Raw genomic sequence first — 16,288 nt, 5'->3', positions numbered from 1 at the left:
TACTCCTACGGGAACGCATGCCTTCGATGAACTGTGCCAGGCGCTCGACATCGAGCATCGGCTGACCAAACCTCGCCGTCCGCAGACGAACGGCATGGTCGAGCGCTTCAATGGGCGCATCAGCGAGGTACTCGCCACCCATCGCTTCGACAGCCGCGAAGCGCTGGAGGCAACGATTCATCGCTACGTCTGGCTGTACAATCACCACATTCCCCAGAAAGCCCTGGGGCATGTCCCGCCCATCGAGGCCATGAAAAGATGGTACGCAGAAAAACCGGAACTTTTCATAAAAGTGCCACGTAATCGTCCGGGACCTGACACGTAGGCCTCCTGTGTCGCAAAGCCGGTGTCCAGCGCCAAGCGGGCCAGCGGCATGGCCGCGCCCGAGGCATGGGTCCAGGTCTCGGCGAGCATCCCGCCCAGCGCCTTCCACACCGCATCCCGTGCGGTGTCGCCCATCAGCACCCGGTGCTCGATGAGCCAGGCCTCCTTGCCACGCCCGAAGGCCCAGACCGAGACCTCGATGCGGTCCTTCTGCACGTCGGCGCCGGCGGTGAGCAAGAGCCCGCCGGCGGGAATGGTGCCGATGGCATAGTCCTCGCGGCGCTCCAGCAGGCGTTGCCAGTCGGGCGCTTCGCCCTCCTCGACCCAGGTCTCGCCGAGCTCGGTGTTCTTGAAAGTCTTGATGGCAGCGGCCGATCCCGACTCTTTACTGACGGCGGCCTCCCACGCGGCGGCGATCTCGCGCCAGGCGCGCCAGCCCAGCGGGCTGTACAGCGACGACAGATGAAACCCCGCCGTCTTGCCCGAGCCTTCCGCCGTCGCGCGCCACTCGCCGTGCTCCAGCATCCAGGTCTTGTGGTGCTCGGCGATCGCCGTCTCGCACGATTCGCACACATACGCCGCCGTCTCGGGCCGTCCCTTCTCCCAACGCAGTTGCTCGAAACGCAGCCACTGCCGGTGCGAGCAATGCGGGCAGGGCACGAAGTAGCGCCGCTGGTCAGAGGCCTCGTACTCGCGCTCGATGGCCGAGGCGCCCGCGATCGTCGGCGTCGAGACGATGAAGATCTTGCGCCGCGCAAAGGTGCGCGTGCGCGCCTCGGCCAGCGAGATCGCATCGCCCTCCCCCTCGACGTCGAGCGGGTAGGCGTCCACTTCGTCGAGAAAGAGATAGCGCACCGGCATCGAGCGCAGGCCCACCGCGCTGTTCGCGCCGGTCATCACCAGCACGCCGCCACGAAACTCCTTGGCGAGGATGGTGTTGCCCGAGTCGCGCGAACGCGCCGGAGCGATGAGTTCGGAGAGCACCGGCGACTCCTCGATCAGCGGGTCGATGCGCTGCTTGGAGTTGCGCTTGGCCATCTCCACGGTGGGCCACACCGCCATCATCGGCCCGGGGGCGTGGTGGATCACGTAGCCGATCCAGTTCGAGCCGGTCTCGGTCGCGCCCACCTGCGCGCCCTTCATGAACACCACGCGCTCGATGGGCGAGGTCGGCGACAGGCAGTCCATGATCGCCTTCAGATACGGCGTGCGGCTGGTGCGCCAGCGCCCCGGCTCGCTCGAGGCCTTGCTCGACAGCACCCGGTGACGGTCGGCCCATTCGGAGACGGTGAGCAGCGGGTCCGGCGTGAGGCCCTCGCGCCAAGCGCGCTCGATGACGTCCCAGCCCTCATAGGCGAACTCGTCCATCAATCGACCCGAACCTTGAGTTCCCCGAGCTCGGCGAGGTGCTCGCGCACGGCGGCATCCAGGGCCACGTGCAGGGTGTGAGCCTCCACGCCGAGCCGGGCCGCCATCTGCGCCGAGATCCGCGCCGGCCAGTTGAGCCAGGCGTCGCGCTCCGTACGGGCGAGCTTGAACACATGCGCGATGGCCTGGTGGCGATCGACCAGTTCGCCCTTGAGGCGGGCCAGCCGCACCTTGTTGGTCTGCGCCTTGACCACCTCGTTGACCGTGCGCGCCTGCACGAGCGTGGTGCCGCCTGCGGGCAGGCCGGTGGCGAGGTTGGGGGCCGGATCCTCCGCCACCCGCACCTTCACGGTCCGGGAGCCCGTTCCCGCCTTCGGCGGCTCGGAGTTCCGGGTCCAGTCGCGGTCGGCCCGGTCTGGGTCGATGGTGCCGTCCGCCTCGGGCGTGATGCGCCCGGTGCGGATGGCCTTGTGCACGGCGGTGTCCGATACCCCACGGTGGCGGGCGTAGGCGCGAATCGAGATGCCCATGGCCCTCTTCGATCAAGTCATCGTCAGTTCTTGGCCAACACCCGCAGAAAACGCTTGGCTTCACGGGCGAACAGCGCGTTCATCACCTCACCCGATCACCCTGTACGAAGGAGCCGACCATGACCCTGCGCATCCGCCAACCCCAGGTCACCGACACCAACGGCAACGCCCTCGGTACCCGCCTGATCCGAATCGAGTTCGACGAGCAAGGCCCAGCGACCGTGATGCACGACGGCCAGCGTTACGACTTCACCGGCAAGACCGGCACCCACCTCAAAACCGGCTTGGCGGTGCGCGAGATGGCCACCGCGCGCGATGCGCGCCTGTGGATCAGCCTCGATGGCGAGCACCTGTGGGAAGACTGACTCGCGCCGATCCATCCCTATCCAGGAGCAGACCATGAGCACCATCACCCTGACCCCCGCCCAGCACGCGATCCTGGCCCATGCGCTCGAGCACAGCGACGGCCGAATCGACTGGTTCCCCGAGCACATCCAAGGCGGTGCCCGCCGCAAGGTGCTCGACGGCCTGGCCAACCGCGCCCTGATCGCCCGCCAGGGCGAGGTCTGGGTCGTTGCCGACGCAGGCTACGAGGCCTTGGGCGTGCCGCGCCCGGGTGCCCGCACCGCCCAGCGCCAGTCCTTCGTTGCGAAGCTCGATGCGGTGATCGCCCGGGCCGAGCAGGCGCAGACGGCGCGCGACGAGGCCGACCTGGAGGCGGCGGTGAACGCCGCCGAAGCGGCCTGGGCGCAGGATGCGCATCGCAGCGCCGAGCCCCGCCGCCCCCGCGCCCACAGCAAGCAGGCGCAGGTAATCGCGATGCTGCAGCGTCCCGAAGGCGCCACCCTCCGCCAGATCATGGACAGCACCGGCTGGCAGGCGCACACGGTGCGCGGCACCTTGGCCGGGGCGCTGAAGAAGAAACTGGGCCTGACGATCGTCTCCGAGAGATCCCCGGGCGGCGAGCGCGTCTACCGGCTTGCCTGAGTCGCGATGGGGCAGCACATCCCGCGCGGGCTGCCCTATCTGACCGGGTTCGTGATTCACTGCGCGATCGCCGACGAGTCGCTCGCCGCCTGATCGAAGGCCAGGCCATCCGCCTCGCGGGTGGCTTGCCGCCCCGTCCAGTCCTGCCAGCGCCGCACGATCACGTCCGCATACTTCGGGTCGAGTTCGATCAGGCGCGCCACGCGCCCGGCCTTCTCAGCGGCGATCAAGGTCGTGCCCGAGCCGCCGAAGGGGTCGAGCACCACGTCGCCGGGGCGGCTGGAGTTGCGGATGGCCCGCTCGACCAGATCCACCGGCTTCATGGTCGGGTGCAGATCGTTCTTCGCTGGCTTCTTGATCTGCCAGACGTCGCCCTGGTCGCGGTCGCCGCACCAGTGGCGCGTCGCGCCTTCGGGCCAGCCGTAGAGGATCGGCTCGTACTGGCGCTGGTAGTCCGAGCGGCCCAGCGTGAAGGTGTTCTTGGCCCAGATGATGAAGGTCGACCAGTGCCCGCCGGCGGCGCGGAAGGCCGCTTGCAGCGTGTCCAGTTCGCTGGAGGACATGGCGACGTAGATCGCGCCTCGGGTGTGCGCCATGATCAGCGCCAGCGCATCAAAGAGGAAATCGTAGAAGCCTTCGCCCAGCGCATCGTTGAGGATGGGGCGGTGTTTGCCGCGCAGCTTGTCCTTCGCGCTGTTGGCGTAGTTCACGTTGTAGGGCGGATCGGTGAAGACCATGTCCGCCCGCTCGCCGTCCGGAAACAGGCGCGCGTAGGCCTCGGCGGTGGTTGCGTCGCCGCAGACCAGGCGGTGCGGCCCGAGTCGCCAGACGTCGCCCGGCCGGGAGACGGGTTCCTCGGGCACGTCGGGCGCGGCGTCGTCCTCCGTCCGGCCCTCGATCTGTGGTTCCTCATCGGCCAGCAGTTCTGCCAGTGCATCGGCGTCGAATCCGGTGAGATCGAGATCGAAGCCATCGTCCTGCAGCGCCTCCAGTTCGATGCGCAGCAGGGCATCGTCCCAGGTCGCGAGTTCCGCGAGCCGGTTGTCCGCGAGCACCAGGGCGCGGCGCTGGGTCGGCGTGAGGTGATCGAGCACCACCACCGGCACTGTGGGCAGGCCCAGCTTGCGCGCGGCGGCAAGCCGCCCATGGCCCGCGACCAGCACACCGTCGGCGCCGGTGAGAATGGGATTGACGAAGCCGAACTCCGCGATGGAGGCCGCGATCTGGGCGATCTGCTCGTCCGAGTGCTGGCGGGCGTTGCGCACGTAGGGCAGCAGCTTGTCGATCGGCCAGTGCTCGATGCGATCGGCCAGCCAGCTCATGCAGTGACCTCCGCCGTCTCGCCCAGCCGCTCGGCCGCCACCTCGTCGAAGGTCCGACCGCTGCCCTCCAGCACCGGCGCCGTGCCCGGGTGGTGCTGCAGCCAGCGGCGCAGCGCGACGTCCACGTACTCGGGGGCGAGTTCGATGGCGCGTACCGGGCGGCCGGTGAGTTGGCCGGCCAGCAGCGTGGTGCCCGAGCCCGCGAACGGCTCGAAGACGATCTCGCCCGCGTCGGTGTAGGCCTCGATGAAGAACTTCGGCAGGCCCAGCGGGAATACGGCCGGATGGTCGATGCCTTCACCGATGCGGCCGCGCTGGCGCGTCACCTCGACGACCGAGTCTGGGATGCGGAACGCCTGCGTGGGCTGTCCGGCATGGTTCCAGGCGCCGACCTTGCCGTCCTTGCCGCGCATCGCGGTGGACGATCCGTCGGCGCGCAGGTGCGTCTCGTGCCCGGCCCACTTGCAGGGCACGATCTTGTTCGGCTTGCGCGAGCGTCGGTTGAAGTGGAAGACGAACTCGTGCCGGGGCGCCAGCCGCCCGGCCCAGTCGCCGGGCACGGTCACCGACTGGTCCCAGACGTACCAGCCAAAGCGCCGAAAGCCCTGCGTGCGCATCCATGCGATCCAGCCGTCCCAGTACGGCTGCCACTCGTTGTCGCGATGCACGAGCCCGAGGTTGACCAGGATTTGCGCGTCCTCGCGCAGTGCCGCGCGGGCAGCGCCGAACACGCCCTGCATCAACGCGTCCCAGTCCGCGATGCCGCCGGTGGTGTAGTCGCGCTGGTTGGCATACGGCGGGCTGGTGAAGAGCAGGTGCGCCCGCTCGCCCTCGAGGAGGCGCGCGACGGCGGCCGCGTCGCGGCTGTCGGCGCAGAGCAGTCGGTGTTCACCGATCAGCCACAGATCGCGGGGGCGTGTGACCGCCACCGCGGGCGGTGTGACGTCGTCCTCGTCCGGGGCGCGGACCAAAGCGCTCGTGTCCTCTTCGGCGGACGGTTCCGTCTTCTCGATGGCGTCGAGCAGGCCTTCGATCTCGGAGGCCGAGAAGCCGGTCAGGTCCAGATCGAAGCCGGCGTCGGCCAGTTCGGCGAACTCCAGCGCCAACATCGCCTCGTCCCAGCCGGCATCGAGCGCGAGCCGGTTGTCGGCGATCACGTAGGCGCGCTTCTGCGCAGGCGTCAGGTGCGCAAGCTCGATCACCGGCACCTCGGCGAGCCCCAGCTTGCGTGCGGCCAGCAGCCGGCCGTGACCGGCGATCACACCGTGCTCGCCATCGACCAGGATCGGGTTGGTCCAGCCGAACTCGGCGATGCTGGCGGCGATGCGCGCGATCTGCTCGTCGCTGTGCGTGCGCGGATTGCGGGCGTAGGGGATCAGCGTCTCGACCTTGCGGTACGTGACGGCGAGCGTGTCCAGAATCGGTGCCTCGGAAACGAAGAAGCCCGCCGACGGCGGACCGTAGGCGGGCTGGGGGTGTCGGGGAGAAGGTCTCGGGCTGGAGGGCTGCAAACCGCAAACCCTGCAAACCTCGGTTTGCACCCTGACGCTATCGAAGCGCCGCGCTCGCGCCCCCCGCATGGCTGGGTCGCCAGGAAGGACCCGTGAATGGCCGGGCGGCTTCCTCGACCGTCACCGCTGTCCAGAAGTTAGCCGAGATACTACCCCTGATCGGCCTGCTTTGTTGCACCCCTGAACGACCCCGGATTTGCATCCAGTCCGAAACTGTCTGTCAGCGCGCCCTGCGTTCATCAACGTTGCGCATGGGTTTGGAAGAGCTACCCCATCAGAGCACCGCCTCCAGCCCTTTGCGTTCGATGAGGTCGAGCAGCTTCTGCGAGGGACCGCTGGGCTTCTTGTCGCCCACTTCCCACTTGCGCACGGTCGAGACGCTGGTGTTGAGGACCGATGCCAGCACGGCCTGACTCAAGTGCAGGCGTTCGCGCAAGGCGCGCACTTTCTCAGCGTCGTATTCATGCACCGGCTCCAGGCACAGCGCGTCGTACTTGCGCATCTTGCGCTTGTCGATGAAGCCCAGGCGATGCAGGTCGCGCGCCGTTTCGTGAACGGCTTCGAGCAGGCGGCTCTTGGACTTAGGCTCGTTTGTCATGGCAAATCTCCTGCAATGTTCCGTCGGCAACGGATTCATCCAACTGGCGCGCGGGACGGGCCAGCAGATCGGCGGCCAGATCCTGCAGCGCTTCCAGTTCCTCGTCATCGATGTTGGCCCGCTCGTTTTTCTCGAAGCCGTAGACGAAGAACCAGCGATCGCCCTTGTTGGTGGCGATCAAGGTGCGCGAGCCACCACGCTTGCCGCGGCCAGCCAAGCCCACGCGCTTTTTCACCACGCCACCGCCCAGGTCGGCATCGATGAGGCCCGCGGCCATCTCCTCGACCGCTTGACACAACCCGGCGTCTGTCAGTTCGGTCTTGCGCATCCAACGAGCGAAGTGGCGCGTCTTGAAGACTCTTCTCATTAGTGAAGTATGCCACTTAGTGGCACCATGTGTCGAGAAGTTCCTTGCTCTCCGTTCAGACGGTCGGCCACGATCGAGAGCGCCCGCTGCCACCGCCGCCACGCCGTGGTCCGGTCGCAGCCGAAGCGGGCGCAGATGTCGCGCCAGCGGTGGCGCTCGGCGCGCATCCACACGAGATGCCGTTCCTCTTCCTCCAGCCACAAGACCCAGCGCATGGTCTCGAGCATGCGCTCGATGGCCTCGGGGCTGGGTGGGAAGCGCCGGATCGTCGGCTCAGCCCCCAGCGTCTCCCAGGGCATGCGCCGGATCGCGGGCCAGGTGTTGAAGTAGCCCTGCACGCGCACGGGCGGCAGGCGGTGGGCGGTGATGGCCGCCTCCCGGAAGCGTTCGGCCACACGCTCGACGGTCCACTCAGCCATGGCGCGCCTCCCGTGCACCGTAGAGCCGCTCGCCGATTCGGCGGATCAGCTCGCGTTCCATCCAGTCGAGCCGGTCGTCCTCGAGGGAGACGACGAGCAGGCGTTGCTCGCGCCAGCCGCGGCGCTTGACGGCTTCCACGTCCATCGGCTCGGGCTGCAGGCGCCCCAGCGGGCAGCGGTAGCGAGGGGTCGGGATGTCCATCTCACGCCTCCTGCGCCGCGTCGTGCTGCTGGATGGCCCAGTGCAACAGCGCCAGGGCGTCGGCCTCGTCGTCGTCCGCCGGGGCGTGGCCCCGCGCACGCACGGCCGCCATCATCTCGTCCTTGCTCGCATTGCCCTTGCCGGTGGCGTGCTTCTTGATCGTGCCCACCGGCACGCCCTGGTAGGGGACGCCGTGGTGCTCGCACCAGGCCGTGAGCGTGGCCAGGAACCCGCCGTAGGCGTGCGCGGCATCGGTGGAGACGTGGCGGCGCACTTCCTCGAAGTACAAAAACTGAAGTTCAGAAACCGATGTCTGAATTTCAGAAATCCAACGGCCAAAGCGCAGGTAGCGCATGCCGCCGCCTTCGAAGCGCTGCGGCTTGAAGGATTGGCTGCCGCTGGTGATTCGCCCCGTGCGGTCGCGCAGCGCCCAGCCGGTGGTGGTGCCCAGGTCGAGGGCCAGAATCGTTGCTGTCATCGTTGCAGTCCTTCGTTCGTGTTCTCATGCCGGTGACCGAAGGTGACCGCCGTGGGGAATATCCCTTCCGCCCGCGCGCGCGTACGCGCGTAAAGAGATTCAATCCTTGGACCAGTCACCTTCGGTCACCGTGGGTGGTCAGTCGTCGCGGTACGGGAGCCGTACGCCGGAGTCCTTGGGCTTGAGCGACAGGCCCGCCAGGGCCTTGACGCCGCCGTGGATGCGCGTGCGCTCGAAGCCGCGGTTGGCCAGTTGCTGCGCGAGCCAGCGGCTCGTGCCCACGTACTCGCCGCGCCGGCCGGCCCAGTCCTGCCAGCGCTGGAACACGTCGGCCACGGCCACGCGGGCCTGCGGGTGGCGCTGCGCCTCTTCGTCCAGGAAGTCGCCGACGGCGTCCTCCTCGTCGAAGTACTCGGCGGTGGCCGACACCACGCTGGCCGGGGGCCGGAGCCCCTCGCGCTGCCAGGCCAGACAGCCCTGCACCGCCCAGGCGAGAATGCCGTCGCGTTCGGCCAGGAGCTTGTCGGTCAGCCCGGCGTCGCGCCGCTCGGGCGGGATGGTCACGGTGAAGGGGATCAGGTGCAGCCGGCGCTTCATCGCCTCGTCCACGTTGCGGATCGCGGGCTTGTGGTTGCCGGCGATGACCAGCTTGAACTGGGGCGTGTACTCGAAGAAGTCCTGGCGCATGAAGCGCGCCGAGACCTTGTCGCCGCCGGTGATGGCCTTGACCTTGGACTCGTTCCAGCGCCGGCCCTGCTCGGTCTCGATGGAGGAGACGAAGCGCGCCCCGCGCAGGCCCGCCAGATCGGTCGGATGGCGGTCGCTGCGCGCCTCCATGAAGGTGTCCATCGGCGCGCTGGTGGCGTAGTCGCCGAGGATCGTGGCCAAGGTGTTCACGAACACCGACTTGCCGTTGGCGCCGGTGCCGTAGAGGAAGAACAGCGCATGCGCCGCCGTCGAGCCGGTGAGGCAATAGCCCACCATGCGCTGCAGGTAGGCCTGCAGGTCGGTATCGCCCCCGGTGACGTCGGCCAGGAACGCCCGCCAGCGGGGACAGTCGCCGCGGGGCGTGGCGGTGGCGAGCTTGGTCATGCGGTCGGCGCGGTCGTGGGGACGCAGCCGCCCGGTGCGCAGGTCGACCACGCCGCCCGGCGTGTTGAGCGCGAACAGATCCGCGTCCCACTCCTGCGAGGTGGAGGCGTGCCGCCGGTCGGTGCGCGCCAGCCGCTCCACGCCGCCGACCGTGCTGCTCGCGGCGAGCTTGGCCGCCAGCCGGTGGGAGTCGGCCTTGAGGGCGGCCTCGCGGCAGATCGCCCGGATGAGGTGGTGCACCAACAGCGTCTCGTCCGCCTGCCAGCGCCGGCCGTCCCACACCAGCCACTTGCCCCAGGCGGCGCAGTAGCGCCAGTCTTCGCTGTAGCGGCTGGTGAAGCTCAGCGCCAGCGCGTCGTCGGTGGCCCAGACGGAAGGCTCCTGCGTGGGCTGCCCAAGTGCTGGCTTGATGCTCATCCGCGGGCCCGAGGCGATGAAGGCGGCGACGTCGAAGCCTTGGGCGACGGCGTCGGCCGCGTCCCACCCCTCGGGCTTGTCGTCGGGCGGCAGCAGCACGTCGCAGGAGGCGGCGCCGGCGGCGAGTGCGGCCTGCGCCGCGGCCATCGCATAGTCCCAGCCGGGTTTGTCGCGATCGGGCCAGAGGAGGACGGCCTTGCCGGCGAGCGGCGACCAGTCGGTCTTGTCCACCGGGGCGTTGGCGCCGTGCATCGCGGTGGTGGCCACGATCCCGAGCTCGATCAAGGCCTGGGCGCATTTCTCGCCCTCGACCAGCACGACCTGGGCGGCGTTGTGGATCCCCGGCTGGTTGTACAGCGGCCGCGGCTCGGGCGGGGCCATCTTGCGCCGTTTGGCGTCCCAGGGCCGGAACTCCTTCTTGCGCCCGGGCGGGTCGTAGCGGTAGACCACGGCGATGAGGCGCCCTTGTGCATCCAGATAGTCCCACTTGGCGGTGGCCGGGCCGAGGTCGTCGATCGAGGCCTTCTTGGCCGCCTTGCGCGGCGGCGCCGTGGGCGCTCGGCCGACGAGGTCCTCGGCCAGGTCGAGGACGCGGGCGAAGTCGCCGTGCACGTCCACGCCGAAGTGGGCGCCGATCAGGTGGAACACATCGCCGCCGGAGCCTTCGGCACGGTCGGTCCAGAGTCCCGCCTTGTCCCCAATGAGCACGACCTCCAGGCTGTCGCCCGGGCTGCCGAGCACGTCGCCGATGAAGAACTTGCCGCGGCGCTTCTTTCCAGCGGGGAACAGGGTGAACAGCACCGACTCCAGCCTCGCGAGCAGGGCGGCGCGAATCTCCTCGCGGCGCGCGGTGGGGTCGGCGTCGGCGGGCGGGTCCGGGAGAGCGTTGAAATCGATCATGCACCGCCCTCCTCGCTGCCATCCGACGCGCTGCGGGCCATGGCTCTCGCGTGGTGCGAGGCCCAAACCTGCAGTTCCGACAGCCGGTAGCGCACCAGCCCACCCAGAAGGTAGTGCGGGATGCGGTGCTTGGCGCGCATCATTGGATCGGCGAACCAGTAGTACGGCAGGCGCAGGCTGGCCGCGGCTTGCTTGGCGTCGATCATGGGCTCGCCAATCGCGCCCGTCGTCGATACGGATCGGGTCCTCATGCCGCAGCCCTCCAGCACCGGTCCTGCCATGGGCACATCCGGCACTCGACATGGGTGGGATCGGAGAACGAGCGCGGCAGCAGTTCGCCCGCCTCGGTGGCCGTGATGACCTTGACCGCCCGGTCGGACATGCGCTGCGCCAACGCCGCATCGAACGGCACCAGCTCGGCGTGGATCTCCATGGTGTCGGCGTTCACCGCCGTGAACAGGGCCGGGTGCGCGTGCAGTTCGAGATAGGCCTGGTAGAGCCCGACCTGGGCGGCGTAGACGGGCTTGGCGACCGCGAGGCGATGTCTCTCCAACTCGCGCCACGATTTGGCGCCCAGGCACTTGTTCTCCCACAGCGCGGGATAGCCAGCCCCAAAGCCCAGGTCGGGCCCGGCGACGAGCACGCCATCGACGTGGCCCTGCAGGCGCCCGTCTAGCGCCGAGAAGCCGAATTGCTCCCCCGCGTCGTTACGCGTGCGCAGATCGAAGCCCGCGGCACGCAGCCATCCGACCATGCAGTCCTCGATCACGTGGCCGCGATCGAAGACGCGCAGCAGGCGGCCGTCGGTCTCGCGACCCGGATCGACCGGGGCGTCGGCAAACTCGTACTGCAGCGCGCGCTCGCAGGCGACCCCGAGGCGCGAGGCGCCGAGGTAGGTGCGGCGAGGCTGCGCCGCGCGAGACTGCTGCAGCCCGGCGTCGATCAGCGCCGTGAGCTGACCCGACAGGCTCTTGGAGGCGTTGAAGTCCATCATCGCCGCGCCTCCTTGGGTGCTGCCGTGCGTGCCGTCTGCGCTTGAGCCTTCGGTTCTTCCCACGGCAGATCGTCCTCGAGGTCGGCGAACGGGTCGGACACCGGGTCTTTCAAGCCCCGCACCGGCGGATACTTGGTCGCCTCGTGGTGCTCGACCATCGCGTCCGTGTAGCAGGTGACGATGGCGTCGATCACCTGCATCGCCTCAGCCTCGGAATACTCGCCCAGCGGCTTGGCAAAGCCGATGCTTTCTGCCGCCGCGCCGAAGGCCTTGAGGCACTTCTTCATCGCGGCCAGTTCGACGTCAGACGGGTCGATCATGGCCACCTCCGTCTTGGGCGTGCGTCCTTCCTGCACCCGCAGCCACTGACCGTAGAGCGCGTGAAACGCCTCCTGGCAACGCCGCGAGCAGAACACCCAGTCGATCGGATAGCGCCGGGCGTCGCCCACCGGATGCCGAAGGTCCGAGTGGCCGTAGCCGCGCGCCTGTCGTTTGCAGACCCAACACTTCACTGACCCTCCTCTCACTGCGCCCAGGCGGGCTTGCCCGGCATGGCGGGGGGTTGCGGGGCGGCTGGCGCAGACATCGCACGGGGCGGGGTGAGCGCCGCCGGCGCACCGCTGGAGCCGCTGCCAGGGTTCTTCGGCGGCACGCCCATCAGGCGGGCATACTCCGGGTGGTCGGGCTCGACGGCGCTCTTGACGACGTTCTTCAACTCGCCGCGGCCGTCCTTCTCGATGTCGATGCGGGCCGCAAACTCGATGCCGTCGAGCTCGTGGAAGCCCTGGATGCGCCGCGCGGCGGCGGCCTGCGGGCTCATGTCCTGGGGATGGACGTTGCGGGCGCTGTTGAGGATCGCGCGGATGAGGCTGCGGCCCATCTGGCCCCAGGTCGGGCCCTTCGGGGAATGCAGGCCGATGTTGCTCCAGAGCTTGCGACGGGCGTACTCGCCCTCCAGCACGACGAACTCGGCCGCCAGATACACCGAGCCGGACTCGAAGCTTTGGGTGGCATAGCCGCCGGTCCAACCCTGGGCTGGGTCGTCGTAGCCCCCGGGCTTGAGGGTCATGCGCACGCGGGCGAGCGTGCCCTTGGGGATGAGGTCGAAGTGCTGCTGCTGTTCGGCGTCGTTGAAATCGGACCAATGGGTCATGGCTTACTCCTGGGATGCAGTGGGGGATGGCGGGATGCGGGTGGCGGCGGCGCACTTGTCGATCAGCGCGCGCAGGTTCGGCGGCTCCAGCAACTCGAGCTGGCCGGAGCGGTCCTTGGCCGGGACGCCGTAGGGGTTCACCGTGTGGCAGACGAAGGCGCGGTAGGACGAGCCGTCCTCGGCCTTGATCTCGGCCAAGGTGACCACCTCGTCGACGATGCCGGGCAGTTCCGCGGCGGTCTTGGCGCCCTCGATCTGCGGCACGAAGACCTTGCGGTTGAAGTCGTCCAGGCGCTCGTCGAGGATGGCGACGAACACGACGTGCTTGCCGCGCGCGTGCTGCAGATGGGTCAGCGCCCCGATCAGTTCCGAGCCGAGCAGGCCGTAGGCGCCCCGGGTGTCGGGCTTGCCGGTGCGCTCGCTGTAGGCCTGCGGCTGGGTCTTGGCCCAGACGAGCGCCAGGCGCGCGAGTACCGTGATCGAGTCGACGAAGTAGGTGTCGTACTTGGCGAGTTGACCGGGATCGCCGTAGCGCTCACACACGTGCCGGTAGTGCGCCTCGGAGAACGGCGCGTCGGCGGGCAGCGCCGGGTTCGGGCCGGCGAGGAACACGACGAGATCGCGGAACTCCGGCCAGGTGCTCGGGCGCACGCAGTCGCCGCGCCAGTCCTTGACGGCCAAGTCGCCAGCCTCGAGGTCGACGAACAGGGTCGATCCTTCCGGCAGCGTCTTGAGCTGGCTGGTCTTGCCGATGCCGCTCTTGCCTAGAAGCACGAGCTTGACGCCCTGCTTCTCGCGCAGCCGCTGGTCGGCGGTGATGATGGGAAGGGCCATCACGCCACCTCCTTCAGCACTTCAGCGACCGCCGGGTTCCAGAGGATCTGGTAGCCGCTGTGCCCGTTGCGCGAATACGGCATCGCCTCGGCCCAGGCCTCGCCGGCTTCGGTCAGTTCCCACTCGTCCCGCTCGTTGCGCAACTGCAGGCCGTGGTGGGCCAGGCGCTGGTTGGTGGCCTTGGCCGACAGGCCGAGCAGCCTGCCGAGCTGGGTGGCGTTGAGCGAGCAGATCGCCTCGTTCGCCGCAGGCAGCGCGCGACGCAGGGTCTGGACGCTCAACCCCGTGTTCTCCTGGATGCAGGTGAGCGTGGCCGCCATCGCGATGCCGGGTTTGACCCCCGGCACCTTGGCCACGGCCTCGCCGATCAGCAGCAGAGCGGCGACGCGGTCCTGGGTGGGTGCCGGCAGGGTCGGGCGTGCACTTGGCGCCGTGTAGCTGCCCGTCTTGCGGATCGCCGGCAGCACCTCGTGGGTGACCCAGCGCTTGAAGCGCTTGGCCTCGCGCTTGCGGCTGCCGAGGACCAGGCTGTACAGCCCGGGCTCGTTGACGACGTTGACCTGGTCATTGCCGCGCGAGATGCCCTGAATCGAGATCAGGGCTTGCTCGTCAGGGTCCAGTCGCGCCAGGGCGCGGGTGGTGTTCGGCAGTTCAAGAACCGCGCACACATCCGCCGCGACGAACCACGGTTCGCCTTGGGCATCCGTGACGACCCGGACCGGACGGCCTTCGAAATCAAACGGGATCAGTTCGGTGCTCATGGATCACTCCTCCGAGACGAGGGCCAGCCGGAACGTGGGCTTGCCGGGCTTGACGGTGCGGGCGGCCTCGAACCCGGCGCGCAGTGCCGGCGGCCAGTTGGAGAAGCGCGATTCCGAGACGGAGTACTCGACGTCGAGGTAGTCCTCGACCTTCTCGCCGGCGGCGGCGATGCGCCGGGCAATCGCCGCCAGTTGCGCCTGGTCCCAGGACACGCGCTTCGGGACATCGACCGTCACGCGCAGCGCACCGTCCTGCAGGTGCACGACGCCGAAGTCCTTGCCCGCCTCGAGGCGGGCAGCACGGGCCTGCTCGCCGTAGGCGGCCTCCAGCGCAGCGTCGAACTTGGCGCGGGCTTGCTTGAGCCAGGCGAGCGCTTCGTCGAGGTTGCGGCTGATCTGCGCCTTCTGGGCGGGCGGGAGTTGAGCCAGCTGGCCGACGGACATCGCGGCGATGTCGGCGGGGTAGAGGGTGAGGTCGCTCATGGCCGCCCCCTCACTGGTATGCCCGAGCGAAGGTCGAGTAGCGCGAGACGCGCCGCTCGAAGGCCTCGACGTCGCTGATCAGGTAGGTGACGCGTGCGCCCAGCTTGCAAAAGACCGGGCCCAGCTGCTCCTGCCGCCAGCGGCGCAGGGTGTGGACGGACAGTCGCCAGCGGGCGGCGAGTTCGAACTCGTTGAGCGCGACCGGCGTCGTGCCTTCGGGTGGTGCCGGATAGAAGTTCCGGGGGGATCGAACAGATGCAGGGTGTTTCTGCATGGCGGGGCTCCTTCTGTTTGGGAGCCCTCATTGAATTGCCCGGCGCTTTGGGCTTGGGCGAGTGCTTTTTAGGCGATCACGGGGCGCGGCCCGACCGGTGGCGAGCCAGGCATGCGCCTTAAGTCTTTGATTTGTATGGTCAGAACAATGTCTTTTCGGTTATTGCGATTTCGTTTGTTTCGTTTACAATGACCCCTATCGCATCCGATCCGACCAGGAGAGCCCCATGACGACCCCCACCATCCCCAATGCGCTGCCCTCGGCCGAGGACGTCGCGCTGGCTCGGGAATCCGGGCGCGTGCTCTCGACGGTGCTGCAAACGCGCGCCGAGACCCAGCAGATCGACTTCCACGACGACAAGGGCGCCGTGCGCTCAGTGACGCTGCCGACGACGGCGCTGCGGTTGCTGCTGGACGTGCTGACCGAGATCGGCCAGGGCAATGCCGTCACCGTCATCCCCATCCACGCCGAACTGACCACGCAGGAAGCGGCCGACCTGCTCAACGTCTCGCGGCCCTTCCTCGTGCAGTTGCTGGAAAAAGGCGAGATCCCGTTCCACAAGATCGGCACGCATCGTCGGGTGCGCTACCAGGACGTGATCGCCTACAAGCACCGGATCGATGCCGAGCGCCGCAAGGCCCTCGACGAACTGGCCGCGCAGGCCCAGGAACTCGGCATGGGGTACTGAGCGGATGAGCTCGCACTTCACCGTCGTCTACGACGCCTGCGTGCTCTATCCCGCGCCCCTGCGCGACCTGCTGATGCATCTGGCGCTGTCGGACCTGTACCGGGCGCGCTGGAGCGACATGATTCACGACGAGTGGATGCGCCACGTGCTGGCCAGCCGTCCCGATCTGACTGCCGAGCAACTCGAGCGCACGCGGCGGCTGATGAACGCCCACGTCCGCGACTGCCTGGTCACCGGCTTCGAGTACCTGATTGCCTCGATCGAGTTGCCCGACCCCAGCGACCGCCATGTGGTGGCGGCCGCCATCCACGCCGGCGCCAGCCTCATCGTGACCTTCAACCTCAAGGACTTCCCGCCCGAGGCGCTCAAGCCCTACAACCTCGCGGCGCAGCATCCGGACGACTTCATCGTCGATCTGCTGGATCTGCACCCGGCCGGCGTGCTCGAAGCAGTCGCCCGCCACCGCCGCAGTCTGAAGAACCCGCCCAAGTCGGCGGACGACTACCTGGACACCCTGCTGGCGCAGGGGCTGACGCAATCGGTGGCGGTGATGCGCCCATGGGTCATGGCCATGTGAGGCACCGCG

The 16,288-nt window shown here is 68.5% G+C and carries 22 protein-coding genes and 1 pseudogene; 5 read left to right on the top strand and 18 right to left on the bottom strand.

Annotated elements, in window-relative coordinates; genetic code table 11:
• Nucleotides 1–325 (top strand): integrase core domain-containing protein (locus tag ASC37_RS11325; protein ID WP_141654664.1); only part of this gene is annotated, 325 nt, incomplete at its 5' end.
• Here ASC37_RS11325 and ASC37_RS09450 read toward each other — a convergent pair.
• Nucleotides 322–1,692, bottom strand: a pseudogene (locus ASC37_RS09450) (phage terminase large subunit family protein); the annotation flags it as partial. The gene ASC37_RS11325 and the pseudogene ASC37_RS09450 sit on opposite strands and share 4 nt — an antisense overlap.
• A complete protein-coding gene (locus ASC37_RS09445) occupies nt 1,692–2,222 on the bottom strand; it encodes a hypothetical protein (protein WP_019562352.1) in 531 nt (176 codons plus the stop codon). The pseudogene ASC37_RS09450 and the gene ASC37_RS09445, both read right to left, overlap by 1 nt.
• 119 nt (nt 2,223–2,341) lie before the next feature.
• Between ASC37_RS09445 and ASC37_RS09440 the strand changes: the two genes are divergently transcribed.
• Both ASC37_RS09440 and ASC37_RS09435 read left to right on the top strand, forming a co-directional pair.
• Nucleotides 2,342–2,587, top strand: coding sequence for a hypothetical protein (locus ASC37_RS09440; protein WP_019562355.1), 246 nt, complete (start codon nt 2,342–2,344; stop codon nt 2,585–2,587).
• A gap of 34 nt (nt 2,588–2,621) precedes the next feature.
• Nucleotides 2,622–3,209: a DUF3489 domain-containing protein gene (locus ASC37_RS09435; RefSeq protein ID WP_055424144.1), complete on the top strand. Its 588-nt coding sequence runs from the start codon at nt 2,622–2,624 to the stop codon at nt 3,207–3,209.
• Between the two features lie 56 nt (nt 3,210–3,265).
• Here the strand turns inward: ASC37_RS09435 and ASC37_RS09430 are convergent, their stop codons facing one another.
• From ASC37_RS09430 to ASC37_RS09355, 16 genes are all read right to left on the bottom strand, one after another.
• Nucleotides 3,266–4,531 (bottom strand): site-specific DNA-methyltransferase, encoded by a 1,266-nt coding sequence (locus ASC37_RS09430; protein WP_055424143.1) that lies wholly within the window; start codon nt 4,529–4,531, stop codon nt 3,266–3,268.
• Nucleotides 4,528–5,949 carry a site-specific DNA-methyltransferase gene (locus ASC37_RS09425; RefSeq protein ID WP_055424148.1) on the bottom strand — a complete coding sequence of 474 codons (1,422 nt, stop codon included), beginning with the start codon at nt 5,947–5,949 and terminating at the stop codon, nt 4,528–4,530. Before ASC37_RS09425 ends, ASC37_RS09430 begins: the two co-directional genes overlap by 4 nt.
• Before the next feature lie 367 nt (nt 5,950–6,316).
• On the bottom strand, nt 6,317–6,640 hold the full coding sequence (locus ASC37_RS09420) for a helix-turn-helix domain-containing protein (RefSeq protein ID WP_055424142.1): 324 nt from the start codon (nt 6,638–6,640) through the stop codon (nt 6,317–6,319).
• On the bottom strand, nt 6,624–7,007 hold the full coding sequence (locus ASC37_RS09415; RefSeq protein WP_055424141.1) for a type II toxin-antitoxin system RelE/ParE family toxin: 384 nt from the start codon (nt 7,005–7,007) through the stop codon (nt 6,624–6,626). The genes ASC37_RS09420 and ASC37_RS09415 overlap by 17 nt, the downstream gene beginning before the upstream one ends.
• Nucleotides 7,007–7,426 (bottom strand): DUF6362 family protein, encoded by a 420-nt coding sequence (locus ASC37_RS09410; protein ID WP_055424140.1) that lies wholly within the window; start codon nt 7,424–7,426, stop codon nt 7,007–7,009. Before ASC37_RS09410 ends, ASC37_RS09415 begins: the two co-directional genes overlap by 1 nt.
• Entirely contained in the window at nt 7,419–7,628 is a 210-nt protein-coding gene (locus ASC37_RS09405; protein ID WP_019562367.1) for a hypothetical protein, read from the bottom strand. The genes ASC37_RS09410 and ASC37_RS09405 overlap by 8 nt, the downstream gene beginning before the upstream one ends.
• A gap of 1 nt (nt 7,629) precedes the next feature.
• Nucleotides 7,630–8,106 carry a crossover junction endodeoxyribonuclease RuvC gene (locus ASC37_RS09400; RefSeq protein WP_055424139.1) on the bottom strand — a complete coding sequence of 159 codons (477 nt, stop codon included), beginning with the start codon at nt 8,104–8,106 and terminating at the stop codon, nt 7,630–7,632.
• Nucleotides 8,107–8,244: 138 nt separating this feature from the next.
• The gene (locus ASC37_RS09395; RefSeq protein ID WP_055424138.1) at nt 8,245–10,515 is read right to left on the bottom strand and encodes a phage/plasmid primase, P4 family; all 2,271 of its coding nucleotides are present in this window, start codon (nt 10,513–10,515) and stop codon (nt 8,245–8,247) included.
• Nucleotides 10,512–10,766: a hypothetical protein gene (locus ASC37_RS09390; RefSeq protein ID WP_033371809.1), complete on the bottom strand. Its 255-nt coding sequence runs from the start codon at nt 10,764–10,766 to the stop codon at nt 10,512–10,514. The genes ASC37_RS09395 and ASC37_RS09390 overlap by 4 nt, the downstream gene beginning before the upstream one ends.
• Complete coding sequence (locus ASC37_RS09385; protein WP_055424137.1) at nt 10,763–11,509, bottom strand: hypothetical protein; 747 nt, start codon at nt 11,507–11,509, stop codon at nt 10,763–10,765. The genes ASC37_RS09390 and ASC37_RS09385 overlap by 4 nt, the downstream gene beginning before the upstream one ends.
• Entirely contained in the window at nt 11,506–12,021 is a 516-nt protein-coding gene (locus tag ASC37_RS09380) for a DUF6511 domain-containing protein (protein ID WP_055424136.1), read from the bottom strand. The genes ASC37_RS09385 and ASC37_RS09380 overlap by 4 nt, the downstream gene beginning before the upstream one ends.
• A gap of 11 nt (nt 12,022–12,032) precedes the next feature.
• Nucleotides 12,033–12,662 carry a hypothetical protein gene (locus ASC37_RS09375; protein ID WP_055424135.1) on the bottom strand — a complete coding sequence of 210 codons (630 nt, stop codon included), beginning with the start codon at nt 12,660–12,662 and terminating at the stop codon, nt 12,033–12,035.
• A 3-nt stretch (nt 12,663–12,665) separates the two neighbouring features.
• Nucleotides 12,666–13,496 (bottom strand): ATP-binding protein, encoded by an 831-nt coding sequence (locus ASC37_RS09370; RefSeq protein ID WP_055424134.1) that lies wholly within the window; start codon nt 13,494–13,496, stop codon nt 12,666–12,668.
• Nucleotides 13,496–14,257, bottom strand: a complete 762-nt coding sequence (locus ASC37_RS09365) for a BRO-N domain-containing protein (protein ID WP_055424133.1) — start codon at nt 14,255–14,257, stop codon at nt 13,496–13,498. Before ASC37_RS09365 ends, ASC37_RS09370 begins: the two co-directional genes overlap by 1 nt.
• 3 nt (nt 14,258–14,260) lie before the next feature.
• On the bottom strand, nt 14,261–14,740 hold the full coding sequence (locus ASC37_RS09360; RefSeq protein WP_055424132.1) for a hypothetical protein: 480 nt from the start codon (nt 14,738–14,740) through the stop codon (nt 14,261–14,263).
• Nucleotides 14,741–14,750: 10 nt separating this feature from the next.
• Nucleotides 14,751–15,014, bottom strand: coding sequence for a MerR family transcriptional regulator (locus ASC37_RS09355; RefSeq protein WP_055424131.1), 264 nt, complete (start codon nt 15,012–15,014; stop codon nt 14,751–14,753).
• Between the two features lie 226 nt (nt 15,015–15,240).
• On the opposite strand from ASC37_RS09355, the gene ASC37_RS09350 reads away from it, so the two are divergent.
• Both ASC37_RS09350 and ASC37_RS09345 read left to right on the top strand, forming a co-directional pair.
• A complete protein-coding gene (locus ASC37_RS09350) occupies nt 15,241–15,702 on the top strand; it encodes a helix-turn-helix domain-containing protein (RefSeq protein ID WP_004869856.1) in 462 nt (153 codons plus the stop codon).
• Nucleotides 15,703–15,706: 4 nt separating this feature from the next.
• Entirely contained in the window at nt 15,707–16,279 is a 573-nt protein-coding gene (locus ASC37_RS09345) for a PIN domain-containing protein (protein WP_055424130.1), read from the top strand.
• Nucleotides 16,280–16,288: the final 9 nt, after the last annotated feature.

The sequence above is a fragment of the Tepidiphilus thermophilus genome, assembly GCF_001418245.1.
In the GTDB taxonomy this organism is placed as follows: Bacteria; Pseudomonadota; Gammaproteobacteria; order Burkholderiales; family Rhodocyclaceae; genus Tepidiphilus; species Tepidiphilus succinatimandens.
The sequence above is the reverse complement of the archived record's forward strand: the minus strand, read 5'-3'. Positions and strand labels throughout refer to the sequence as shown.